This is a genomic window from Methanosarcina vacuolata Z-761, assembly GCF_000969905.1.
GTDB lineage: Archaea > Halobacteriota > Methanosarcinia > Methanosarcinales > Methanosarcinaceae > Methanosarcina > Methanosarcina vacuolata.
Map to the genome: position 1 here is coordinate 2501402 of NZ_CP009520.1, position 12651 is coordinate 2514052.

Below are 12651 nucleotides of genomic sequence, written 5' to 3' on the forward strand. Positions count from 1 at the left end.
TTTTCAAAATGACTGGGAAATTTGTATTCTGATAAAAATATTTGAATAAAAAGAAAAAGCTTTTAGAGTTAAAGTGTGAAGGGAAAGTAAAGAAATTGAAACTTTTTCATAGTTGATATGTAAATGAGGTAAATCAATGACAAATGAAAGGGTGATGCAGCTTATTAAAGAAGCTTATAAAAGAAACCTTACAGAACTCGATTTATCTTGGAGAAAACTGACTCAACTGCCACAGGAAATTGGAACACTCAGAAACCTTACAAAACTTAACTTATCTGGTAATAATCTATCTCAACTACCACCAGAAATTGGAGAACTTAAATATCTTACAGAACTTTACTTATCTGTGAATCAGCTGACAAACTTCCCACTTCAAATTACAGAACTTAAGTGTCTTACAACACTTGATTTATCTCATAACCAACTGACTCAACTACCACGAGAAATTGGAAAACTGAAAAATCTCACTAAACTTTCTGTAATTAATAATCAGCTGATAGAATTACCATCTGAAATTATAAAACTTGAAAAACTTATAACACTTAACTTGTTACGTAACAATCTTAAGAGATTGCCACCCGAAATTTCAGAACTTAAAAAACTTAAAACAATCAACTTATCTCAAAATCAGATGGTTCAACTGCCTAGTGAAATCAATAAACTTGAAAACCTCATAGAATTTGATTTATCCTATAACCAGCTGACTCAATTACCATTTGAAATTACAGAACTTAAAAACCTTACATTACTTGATTTATCTCATAACAATCTGACTGAATTGCCACCGGAGACTTGGAAACTTAGATATCTTACAACACTTAACTTATTTGACAATCCCTTAACTATACCCCCTCCAGAAATTGTTTCAATGGGAGTAGAAGCAATTTTCACTTATCTGAAACAATCAAAAACTACTGAACATAATGAAGCAAAGTTGATACTGGTAGGTAATGGGGAAGTTGGAAAAACATGCCTTGCTAACAGGTTAATTACTGATAAATTTGTAGAAGATAAAATTACTGAGGGAATAAAGAGATCTAAATGGAGTATTCCTTCTCCGGGCTCTGGAAGCAGTTCAATCAAGTTAAATATCTGGGATTTTGGAGGACAGGAAATATACCATGCAACTCATCAGTTTTTCCTGACAAAACGCTCAGTCTATTTATTAGTATGGAACGCCCGGAAAACAAAGGATTATGACAATATATACTACTGGTTGCACACAATTGAGGCTTTTGGAGGGGACAGCCCGATAATCCTTGTAATGAGCAAGGTGAATGAAAGTGATGATGATCTGGACTTAAAAGATCTAAAAAGCAAATTCCATATTGTTGATTATTTAAAGATTGACAGTAAAGATGGAAGAGGAATTTCTAGGTTAAAAGAAAGCATTAGTGAAGCTGCCTGGAATCTTCCTTTAATGAAGGTTAAATGGGTGGATTCATGGTATCAAGTGAGAAAAAGACTGGAAGAAGTCAAGGAAAATAGCATTACTTACAATGAATTTTACGAAATATGTAAGTCTGAAGGATTAGATGACGAAAATATCAATATACTCGATGGATACTTAAATGATCTAGGAGTAACTCTTCATTTTAGAGACAGAATCGCACTAAGGAACATAGTAATATTAAAACCTGAATGGGCAACAGGAGCATTTTATAAAATTTTGTCTACGAAGTCTGTTCTACAACGCGAAGGTGTACTGTTACGCAGCGAATTAGATGAGATATGGGATAAAGAAACTTATCCACCAGACATCTACCCTCAACTTATGGAGTTAATGAATAAATTCGAACTTTCGTATGAACTCCAAGATAAAAATAGCTATCTTATTCCCGAACTATTACCCAAAAGTTCTCCAGATTTTGATTGGAACGATGAAGAAAACTTGTATTTCTATTATTCTTACGACTCTTTTCTGCCTTCTGGTATAATTACCCGCTTTATTGTGCGTATGCATCAGGACATCGAGAAAAAAGAAAATGGTATGCCTCTCTGCTGGAGAGAAGGAGTAGTATTGAAACTCCGAAATTCCATTGCTCTTGTAGAGATGAAATCTGATAAAAGGCAAATCGAAATTAGGATAAAAGGTGATAATAAAAGAGGGGCTCTCGAAGTAATCTGTTATCACCTTGACCACATTAATGCTTCAATAAAAAAGATAAATGTCAGCAAACAGATACCTTGTAACTGTTCCAATAATTGTCCTGAAAGATACTCGTACGATAAATTATTAAAAGCCGAAAAAAACAATGTGGAAATTATCCAATGCCATGAAAGTTATGAGAGCATATCTATTTCATCATTATTAGATGGTTACAAGAGAAGAGAAGAAAGGTTTAGAGGCTTAGGAAAAACTGATAATTTGTTTGAATATGATGTCTTCATATGTCATTCTTCTAAAGATAAACCCATTATTGAATCTCTAGTTAAGGATTTGAAAATGAAGAATGTAACTTACTGGGTTGATAAAGAACAAATCAATTTTGGTGATCCAGTCACTCAAAAGATCGAAGAAGGTTTAAAAAACAGCAAGTATGTCGTTCCATGCCTAAGCAAGAATCTTACCATCTTAGGTTGGACAAGAGCAGAATATGGCTCAATTCTCAATAGAGAGTTTAGCGGTAACTCCAAAAGAATCGTTATACCATTAAAGTTAGACAATTGTGAAGATGCTGATATCCCAGATTTATTGTACGATAAGAAAAGAGTAACCTATTCGAATAAGACCGAATTTAATGAATTTATTGAATTTTTAAAGAATTGAAGAGCAGTGGTTTACTGAAGATATTAATAGCTAAACATAAAAATAAGTTAAAGTTGCTACTTGTAAAATCCGGTGACAAAAGTTCAGAGTAGAATAAACCCACTAAAGGAACCGAAAAAGGCATAGAACTTGCACAAAAGCTTGCCAGAACCTATAACAAATTTGCCCAATGGCTTGCAATGCCTCAGGTTCCAGACTTGTTCCTCGGAAAATAATTTTGGTTCTATTTTCACAGGTCAACATTAGAAACCTTCACCCAAGTTCAAAAGTCGTGACCCCGTAAACCTTTCCAAGGTTTATATCAGGATCTTCCCGGCTGAGGCTTAAAGTCTTCTTATTCTCCCACAAATTTCAAAAACTAATAATTGTTTGACATCAGCTTATTGAGGGTTAATTTGTATCCGATTGGTATTATATATTTTAACATCATATGTTTATATTATAGGAAAAAGAGGTCCAAAACCCCAATTCTTTTACGTTGCTTGTCTGACCAAAACCTGCAAGATCTATGAAATTTATAATTATTGGCATAATAATTTTCTTATTCACTCCAGGCTAACTAATTAACTAGTGTCAAGAAAACTTAGTTATTGATTATCCAGTAAACTTTGAATCGTTGTACGCTGATGAGAAGGTACCAAGAATTATGCCCAATAATTAACTTGCCATAACAATAGGGTTTAACTTTACAGCCTGGCTTTAGAACATTGACTCTTTAGAATATTGACTCTGCTTTGAATTTCCGTAGTTTGACTGATATCTACTGGATAACGGACAAAAGCCTTAACATCGTTAGTTCGACCTTATTACCAGAGTTTTACCAATTGATTTATAGTTTGAGAACTTAATTCGTAATCTAGAAACCAGTTTCAAAAGGACAATTCAAGAAAAATCATAATGAAAAATTGGTTATATGGGCGCTAGTGGGATGAAATTGGTTATATGGGCATGAGTGAAAAAAATTGGTTATACCGCCTTTAATCCATTAATTCCTGCAGGACAAGATATTCTATAAATAGCTTTAACAAAATTAGAGTAATAAGTTACAATTGAAATTGACGCTAAACACTCAGGTTATTCCTATTAAGTGTTTCATACAACTTAAAAGTCTTCAGTATACTTATTCTAGTATACTTTATCCTGTTCCATAAATGGCTCACGTAGATTCACATATGATCCACATATGATCCACATATGATCCACATATTCTTCTCATCGAGGTTCAGGATTGCTTCAATTTAAAGCGAAGGAGTTCTTTGTATGGCTGATCATAATGAATTAAAACAGAAAATGTATGAATGGACTCAGAAATATGCAGACAAAGCAGGTTACAGGCTTAACCCTGATAAGGAAGCTCTTGACTATGTGCTTGATGGACTTACAGTTAAGCTTGAAAAATTTGGACGGCGTTATTGCCCCTGCAGAATAGTTACCGGAGATGAAAAGGAAGATCGAAAGATTGTATGTCCCTGTATATATCATAAAGAAGAAGTAGAACGGGACGGAAACTGTCACTGCGAACTTTTCTTCAAAGCGAATTAAATTGAATTCAGCGTATTCGGTTTGCCTGCAAAGAGGCTTCATGAATTTCTTTCCAGAAAATAGGAAAATTTATTTGCGAGATCTTCTGACCCAGAAGGTCCGGAAAGAAAAGCCTGCTTACCTAAGTGCATCAAACTCTTAAGGCTTTCCCGCAAGCCTTTTCAAAAAAGGCTTGACCGAAAACCCCAAGAACCGTTTGAGTTTGATAACCTTATCCCCAAACCCTATCGGCGTGATAAACCGGCGCAACGGTTTGTGATAAACCGGCGCAACGGTTGCTGCTCAACAATTGCAGCACAACCCGTTTTTAAAAAAGGCTTGATTGCAAACTTTTTGAGAAAATATTTGATAGAAAATGTCGCAATGACGTAATAAATCGGAGAAGCAGTTTACAAAAGCTTTTTTAAAAAAGCTTAAGTGAAGACAGTTTTTTAAAAAGCTTGAGTGAAGACAGTTTATAAGTGCTTGTGAAGAATTTTTACTGCAATTTAAAAGTAACACCGAAAACAAAAAAGCGAGAGTTTAAGGAAGAGTACTTAGATATATTTAATTAAAGGTTATTTAATATACATTTTCAGTGACACGCTTAATCTTGCTTTTTAATTATACTTCTTAACTTTCATACTCTTTAATTAAAAACTGACATAAAAAATTCGACTCAAGGGTGACCTGTAATGACAAATGCAATGGAACTCTATCAGATGCTTCCAAAGACTAACTGCAAAAAGTGCGGAAAAACCTCCTGTATGGCGTTTGCAGTAGCTCTCATGGCCCACGAGCTCACACCTGAGGATTGCCCGCCTCTTAAAGATGAACCCAAGTACAGAGAAAGCTATGAAAAGATAAGTGAAACCTTCAAACCTTCCGAAGGCGTAACTGAAACCGGGCTTATAGTGCATGAAGACTTGTGTTTTGGCTGTGGAAACTGTGTGGTTGCCTGTCCTCCTAACGTAGCCAATGATCCACACGGAGTAGGCTCGGGAAATGCCCCTACTAATCCTAATAAGCTGGTCCTGAGCGTAGAAAACGGCATTGTAAAAGCCCAGAATTTAGAGGAATGTCGACGTTTCGGAAAGAACAAAATTCTATGTAATGGCTGTATAGTAACCTGCCCTGTAGAGGCAATCGAGTTTGTGTGAGGAAGCGGATATGGAGAAAAACTATCATGTATGCACAGGCTGCGGCCTCCTTTGTGACGACATTGAGGTTGAGTCCGAAAATAACACTGTAACTAAAGTTTATACAGCCTGCAGAGTAGGGGTTGCCCATATGAAGGAGGCAAGAAGGGGTGAAGCAGATTTTCTGGTTGACAATAAGCCTGTAGATGAATCTACTGCTATCAGTGAAGCTGCCTCGATCCTTAAAAATGCCAGAAATCCTCTGATCTTCGGGCTTGGGACTTCTACCAGTGAAACCCAAAAAATAGCAATCGAGCTTGCAAAGAAAATCAATGCTACTCTTGATGATACCTCCTCTTTCTGCCTGGGCCCTCTAGCTGAGGCTCTTATTCAGGATAAGCTTAAATCCTGTACTCTTGACGATGTAAGGAATAAAGCTGATGTCATTATATACTGGGGAACAGATCCATCGGACTCTCATCCTCGCCAGCTTTCTAAGCATTCCTACTTCCCAAGAGGAATCGAAAAGCAGAGGGGCTGGGAAGAAGAAAGGACAGCCATCGCAATCGATGTCCGAAAGTCACATACTGCAAAAATCTGCGGGAATTATTTCTTCCAGATTCCTCCAAAAGGAGATGCAGAATTTATCGATGCTCTAATTGCAGGGATTTCAGGAAAGCTTCCCAAGACCTCCTACAATTACCCGCCTAAAAAAATCCTTGAGCTGGCAAATATCCTTAAAGGAGCAAAGTTCGGAGTGATTTTTGCAGGACGCGGGCTCATTTACTCGCTTGAAAACCTCGAACCCCTTTTCAAGCTTATGAAAATCCTGAATGAAAAAGCAAATTTCCACCTCATACCAATGATAAGCAGCTATAACACAATGGGCTTTAACGAAAACCTCTTTGCAGAAACTGGATACGTGAACAGTGTAAAGTTCGAAAATGGGACTGTAAAGCATGGGCCTGAGTACTCAGTTGTTGAGTCTCTTAAGGCAAAAACTGTGGATGCAGCCCTTATAATAGGTTCGGACCCGCTTTTAATCCTTCCAGGATCTATTGCAAAGAACATGCTGGAGATTCCTGTTATCTCTATGGACCATTGTGAAACCCTGACTTCAAAGCATGCAAAGATCTACATGAATACCGCAATAAACGGAGTAGAAGCAGGGGGAAGTGCTACACGCATGGATAGGGTTAAAGTTAGCTTTGAGCCTGCTATTGAGACAAAGCACCCGTCTGAGGAAGTAATTCTCAAGAAAATAATGGAGGCACTCTGATGGATTTCGGATCTTTTCTTGCAGCTCCCGAAGTAAAAGTCAAAGTCATAACTTACAGGGACATCTTTCAGGATAAGGCTATGCTCGAAAACCGCTTTGGGAACGAATACAAAGACCTGTCGGCGGTAATAAAGCTGGACCATGCAGATCTCAAACAGCTGGATGTGAAAAAAGGCGATACAGTAATTTTAAAAAATTCCTTTGGAAGAGTTGTGGTAAAGGCTATGGAATCTGGATACGAAACTCCTCACAAAGGCATCGCATATATGCCTAAAAGCCCCTGGTCCAACATGCTGGTATCAGATGAAACCGGAGGTACAGGAGTACCCAAATTCAAGGATATATCCGTAACTGTTTCCAGTGCAAAAGGGGAAAAAGTAACTGAACTCATGCTTTAAGTGCTTTCCCTGGTAAGATTAACAAATCCCTCAAAAATTGCCGTAAAAGCGGCAAAATTATTTTCTATTCCTTTTTCATAACTTGGTTAGCTGCAGATTGGATGAAAGCATGGTTGATGTACTTTTAAAATTTACAAAAATCTTGAAAAACGGAACTACTTTTTATCACTTTGAAGGTTTTGAAAATGTGGACTCAAGGTGGGAGCTGCCCTGTGAGTATCTTTCAGGCCCTCATTTTGCAGCCTGGAATGGCGTTTTTCTGTATTCTGGCGGAAATAAGATAAAAACTCTCTGCCCAGGTAACTTGATTTCCTTGAGTGAGTATCAGGAATTGATGGAAATTATTCAAGTAGGGAAACAAAGGCTAAAAGAGATAAAACATAAAATGGATAATTAAAGATCAACTGACATTTATATTTGGTTGTTATTATATTTAAACTTCATATTTTTATATTAGAAAAAGAGGTCCAAACCACAATTTTTTGACGTTTCCTGTCCGAACAAAAACTGAAAGCTCTATGGTCTTATTAACCAGGGCAATATTACTGGTAATGGAATTTACATAAGTCGTGGGAAAAACCAGAGATATCTTACACCGGTGCGGTAAAGTATTCAATGACCACACCGGCACTTTTTATCACGATCTTCGCAAAGATGAGCAAACTATTGATTTATCTCCAAAAATGTCTATGAAAGGCATGAGCATTGAAGCCATTGCCGATGTTTTAGAGGTATATCTGCCAGTGTAAAGCGATAGCTCGTGAAGCTGAACCCATGGTATCCCCTTCAAATTATATGGGTAAAAGTAAATTTCATGTATGTACTGAAATTGTAAAAATTTAACCAAATCTGAAAAACAACCTCAAGCGATGCATTAAAACTTTGTAACCGTATGATAAAATTGTTGCATATTTTTTGAGTTGGAAAATTCCCCATTGAATTTGAAGAGGATACAAAAAGAAATTACTTAAAGGTTTTATCCTTCTGTCTCTGGATTTCTGAAAGGATTTGCACCTTTATCTCAAGCGCAGGAGCGAAGCCAGGTTGCAATTCCAGGGCTCGATTACAGTTTTCAAGTGCTTCTTTCTGTTTACCCATTTCCAAAAGGACAAAACCCCTTATCGCCCAGAGGCGTGGCTCTTCAGGGGCGAGATGAAGCGCCTTATCGTAAACCTTCAGGGCCTCCTCGTACCTGCCTAGCCTGGAAAACAAACTTCCGGTCGAAGTAAGGGCCTCAAGGTATTCAGACCTTATCTGAAGAGCTGAACTGTAAGCTTCAAGGGCTTCGTCTTCTCTGCCGAGGGCCGAAAGTATGGAGCCTTTTCCTGCCCAGGCTTCAGCATATTCTGGATATCTCCGAAGAATTTTATCGTAGGTTTCTAGGGCTTCTTCAAACCTGCCAAGCCTTGCAAGCACAACTCCTTTGTTGTCCCAGGCAATTTCAAAAGACGGTTCAAGCTCAATTGTCCTGTCATAAGCCGCAATTGCTTCTTCGAGCAGGCCCAGTTCCGAGAGAATGACGCCTTTGTTATACCAGACCCTGTGGTCTTCAGGAATAATTTTCAGCACCTTTGCGTTAAGCTGCAGGGCAGTTTCAAACCGCCTGGCCTTATACATGAGCACGGCCTTCTGAAAGAGAGCTGTAGCATCCTGGGGATCCTTCTCAAGCTGCTCAGCGCAGGCATCAAGTTCTTCGAAAAGGGGCAAGGAGCTATAAAGGTCTCTTACAGCCAGGAAAAGAGGCAGGATTTTATAGGTGTTTCCATGATAGGTAAGTTCCTTTGCTTCAGTGTTATATAGAAAAGAAGCCGATTTTCCTTGATCGAGCTCTTCTTCCGATAAACCTTGCTTTTTTTTGTTCCTGAAAGCCTTTTCAATTTCTGGACTATTTTCTATTTCTCCAGCTTTTTTTATTTCTTCATTATTTTCTATATCCTCAGATTTTTCTGTTCTGTCGGTATTCTCTATTCCTTCAGTATTCTCTATTCCTTCAGTATTCTCTATTCCTTCAGTATTCTCTATTCCTTCAGTATTCTCTATTCCTTCAGTTTTTCCTACTCCTTCTGTCTTCTCTTTCTCTATTCCTTTAATCGCTGCTTTCATCCCGGAAAATGCTGCTGGAGAAAGAGGGGAACTATTAGAGACTGAAATCACAGATCTGAGGTATTTCCCGAGTTTTCTATCATTTTTGTCCCATAAGACCATTGAAGCGCCCTGGCATTCGTGGAGGAATTTTTCCAGGCAGAGCCTCTGGGATGCATGACTCCCGGAATGCTCAAGCGCAGAAAAGGCTGAAATTGCTGCCCTGCAATGTTTCCGAAGTTCGTTCAGGGAAATATTTATTCTGGAAGAGTAAGCCTCCGTTTTAATCCCTCCTTTTCCTTGTTTAGCTACGGTCGGAAAAAGCGTCGCACAGTGAGTTTCGATCAAGTGGTAAAAGCTTGCCTTTTACCGCAACTACAAGTTTTACGGATGATCCTGCCGGAGACTGGGTGCCTGGTTTCGGTTCCTGCCTGAGGATCTCTCCTGCCGTAACCCCTATGGGAAGAATTCCTTTTTGCTCAACAATCTCTCCCGCGGTAAGCCCTGCGTCTTCCAGAAATTTAATAGCTTTTTCAAGGGGCTGTCTTATAACATTCGGAACTTCCACGTTTCCTGTGACAGTTCCGGGCCCTGCCCTGGTTTCTGGCACTTCCGCACTTTCTTTTTCTTCGAGCACCTCTTCGAGCAAGTCAATTGCCCCGCTAATACGAAGGAGAGTCTCTTTCAGATTTTTTTTCCGGTCTTCAAGTTCTGAAAGCTTTAATTCGATGTCTTTGAGGATCTTCTGTCCGGATTCGTATTCTGCCCTGAGTTCAGTTAAACGCTGTTCAAGTTTTACTGCCATATTTCTGGATACCCCTTCTGGCTATTTATTTCAATTTTATTCGATCTTTTCCGCTTTATTCAAAATTATTCACTTTATTAAAAATATATTCTAATTAAAAATTTTCTTTATTATTTGGAACTTTCTTTCTATTTGGACTCGACCTATTTTACTTCAAAAAAGCCGCAATTGACTATTTTTACATTATTTTTTGTATTATAAATTATATTTTTGTATTTATTGTCTGATTTTACCTTTTTAGTTTTATTGATTGTTTTATTGATTGCTTTATTGATTGTTTTATTGATTGCTTTATTGATTGCTTTATTGATTGTTTTATTGATTGTTTTATTGTTTGTTTTATTATTATTTTCTTCTTTATATCAGATGCTTTTTAGCTCTCTGTACATTTCCAGCCCAATACATTTTAAGTTTTATATTTTTACACGCCATCGGATTGAAAAAGAACTATTGACCTGGATTCATATATCCTAAATTTGGAAGGTTAACGCAACTAGAGATATATATTTTCATATTCCTCTTCCATGAAACTCAATATTTTCCAGTGAATTTCTTCCATATTCAGTATTTCTGACTTTTTTTTCCCTTTTTCAGAGTTACAACTCACGTTTCAAAAATAGAATAAAAACGATATAAATAGACCGCACAATCACTAATTATGTCTAAAATTAGTCCTAATAATAACGATTATGGATAACTTATATCAATTGTTGAATTTTGATATTGATATTGATATTGATATTGATATGAGTAAAGCCCACACGACATACTAATACTTTGAAGTTGGTACTATGTTTCATGTTCAAGCCTATGGTATTTTTGTAATAATTTATCACATATTCTGGCAAATTAGTGAAGTTATCTACCACTAAATCCATAAAAATTCGGTCTTCGTTACCATTTCTAAAGATTCTCTTCTCTCTAGAGTCTTAAAGACAGTTTTTCAATGTGGGGATTGCTGCACCATTTCCAATAGTTTTCGGTTTTTTTAGCCGGGAATCTAACATCCCCACAAGCCGGTACTCAGTTAAAAATTATTGAATATTTTATATAGTTGCCGTTAAATAATATGCGAGCCATAGGATACTTATAGGAGTATTAAATTCATTGCTCCCCTTTCCGGACGAAATTGCAAGGGGCTATCCGGCAAGGGATAAATTGAGGGGGTGCAATATTGAAATATGTAAACAAATACGGTAAGCTATTGCTCAGTGCATATATAATGAAGAAAATGAAGTCAGTCAAGTCTCCAGGGAAAAAAGGAATATTACGTAAATATGCTAAGCTGGCCCTTGGCGCATATCTTCTGAATAAACTCCGGTCAGAAAGGCTTGAAAAGGAAGTAGAAGCCGAATTTGAGCCGGAAGAAATAATGCTTAGTGAAGCAGAAGAAGCGGAAAAAGGTAAGGGGAGACCTTCAATGAAAATGGGCAAAATAATTCTTGGTGTTCTGGCAGGTACAACACTCTTATACGCTGTTAAAAGGCATGCTGCTAAAAAAAGAAAGCATAGAATCGAAGTGGAATGAGCCTGGAGGAGGGTAGACCTGCACAAAATAAATAAATGGTGTAAAATCCTGATGGGTGTACTTGCAGGAGCTGCCATTATACATGCCGTTAAAAAACATATGTGCTGCAACAGAGTTATTCCAGGAGCTTTTAAATCTTTTTCCACTTCTTTCAAGCACAGACAAATTCCTCCAAAGGTAAAATCCATCTATCCTGACAGACAAACCTTTGCTTTCAGGCATGACCACCCTATCTGGGTCGAGTTCGATAAGCCTATGAACAATGCAACCATTACGAAAGAAACCGTAATAGTTAGAAGTTCTGCATCAAAAGAGCCTGTGGACGGATTACTGGACATAGGGTCCAGAATGCTGATGTTCCGCCCTTATGGCGAATATCCTATGGACGAATCAGGTGCCAAAATAACAATTACTTTACTTGGGAGCGAAACCGGATCAGGATTCATAATGGATGAGCGTGGTATTGCTCTGGATGGAGATGAAGACGGAAAGCCTGGCGGAAACTATGAATATACTTACAAGATTATAAGATAATTATAAGATAAAATTGAGAGACTTTTTATTATTTTCTGGTCTCTTCAGATTTCCACTTTAAATCGTGCAAAACAATAAAATTTTAATTTTATAAAAATAAATTATTTTTTATAATAAAAGGGTCGAGATTCGGCAGGTCGCCATAAAGAACTTAAATCGTTTTTTTGATATCGTTTTAGAACATCTGATAAATTTGTATTAGATTTAAAACTGGTTCACTTGTAGCTTAACTTCCACGACACATATAAACACTGAACTGCGTTCCTTCCATAAATATAACCTGAGAAATCAAGTATCTCTATAAAGTCCGGCTGTCAGATCGGGTTGAGTTAATTTTTCATCTTAGAGCAATAATTTATACTGTTTTGAAATAGATTTCCCAAAACCAAAAACATAATGAAATCGGTATCATTGCGATCGGTGTACCTATTGTGGATGACAGAAAAAAGCTATAGCGCACCTTAATCCTCAACCTCTCTGGTTAAGTTTCAAACTAAAGATAGAATTGTCAGTATATCTTTTGCCACAATTTCATTTTCATAGCCTTATTCTATACATTATTGGATTCTAATTTATATTTCTTTAGTTATTATAT

10 protein-coding genes and 1 pseudogene are annotated in these 12651 nt (G+C 37.2%); 9 read left to right on the forward strand and 2 right to left on the reverse strand.

All coding sequences use genetic code 11. The features are described from left to right. The first annotated feature begins 136 nt into the window (after nucleotides 1-136). The 7 genes and pseudogenes from MSVAZ_RS10370 to MSVAZ_RS20330 all read left to right on the forward strand — a co-directional run. The gene (locus MSVAZ_RS10370; protein ID WP_052727948.1) at nucleotides 137-2770 is read left to right on the forward strand and encodes a COR domain-containing protein; all 2634 of its coding nucleotides are present in this window, start codon (nucleotides 137-139) and stop codon (nucleotides 2768-2770) included. 1260 nt (nucleotides 2771-4030) lie between these two features. Further along, complete coding sequence (locus MSVAZ_RS10375; protein WP_048120764.1) at nucleotides 4031-4312, forward strand: ferredoxin-thioredoxin reductase catalytic domain-containing protein; 282 nt, start codon at nucleotides 4031-4033, stop codon at nucleotides 4310-4312. A 674-nt stretch (nucleotides 4313-4986) separates the two neighbouring features. Further along, a complete protein-coding gene (locus MSVAZ_RS10380) occupies nucleotides 4987-5451 on the forward strand; it encodes a (Fe-S)-binding protein (protein WP_048120766.1) in 465 nt (154 codons plus the stop codon). Nucleotides 5452-5461: 10 nt separating this feature from the next. Then, nucleotides 5462-6709, forward strand: a complete 1248-nt coding sequence (locus tag MSVAZ_RS10385; RefSeq protein WP_048123893.1) for a formylmethanofuran dehydrogenase subunit B — start codon at nucleotides 5462-5464, stop codon at nucleotides 6707-6709. Next, complete coding sequence (locus MSVAZ_RS10390; protein WP_048120768.1) at nucleotides 6709-7107, forward strand: molybdopterin dinucleotide binding domain-containing protein; 399 nt, start codon at nucleotides 6709-6711, stop codon at nucleotides 7105-7107. Before MSVAZ_RS10385 ends, MSVAZ_RS10390 begins: the two co-directional genes overlap by 1 nt. Nucleotides 7108-7216: 109 nt before the next feature. Further along, on the forward strand, nucleotides 7217-7504 hold the full coding sequence (locus MSVAZ_RS10395) for a hypothetical protein (protein WP_048120770.1): 288 nt from the start codon (nucleotides 7217-7219) through the stop codon (nucleotides 7502-7504). Nucleotides 7505-7564: 60 nt separating this feature from the next. After that, nucleotides 7565-7841 (forward strand): annotated as a pseudogene (locus tag MSVAZ_RS20330) (IS1 family transposase); the annotation flags it as partial. A gap of 229 nt (nucleotides 7842-8070) precedes the next feature. Here MSVAZ_RS20330 and MSVAZ_RS10400 read toward each other — a convergent pair. Together MSVAZ_RS10400 and MSVAZ_RS10405 are read right to left on the reverse strand one after the other, a co-directional pair. Continuing rightward, on the reverse strand, nucleotides 8071-9537 hold the full coding sequence (locus tag MSVAZ_RS10400; protein ID WP_232316055.1) for a tetratricopeptide repeat protein: 1467 nt from the start codon (nucleotides 9535-9537) through the stop codon (nucleotides 8071-8073). Then, nucleotides 9494-9994: a PASTA domain-containing protein gene (locus MSVAZ_RS10405; protein WP_048120772.1), complete on the reverse strand. Its 501-nt coding sequence runs from the start codon at nucleotides 9992-9994 to the stop codon at nucleotides 9494-9496. The genes MSVAZ_RS10400 and MSVAZ_RS10405 overlap by 44 nt, the downstream gene beginning before the upstream one ends. Before the next feature lie 1174 nt (nucleotides 9995-11168). On the opposite strand from MSVAZ_RS10405, the gene MSVAZ_RS10410 reads away from it, so the two are divergent. Together MSVAZ_RS10410 and MSVAZ_RS10415 are read left to right on the forward strand one after the other, a co-directional pair. Beyond that, nucleotides 11169-11522, forward strand: coding sequence for a hypothetical protein (locus MSVAZ_RS10410; protein ID WP_048120774.1), 354 nt, complete (start codon nucleotides 11169-11171; stop codon nucleotides 11520-11522). A 51-nt stretch (nucleotides 11523-11573) separates the two neighbouring features. Beyond that, complete coding sequence (locus MSVAZ_RS10415) at nucleotides 11574-12056, forward strand: Ig-like domain-containing protein (protein ID WP_048120778.1); 483 nt, start codon at nucleotides 11574-11576, stop codon at nucleotides 12054-12056. Nucleotides 12057-12651: the final 595 nt, after the last annotated feature.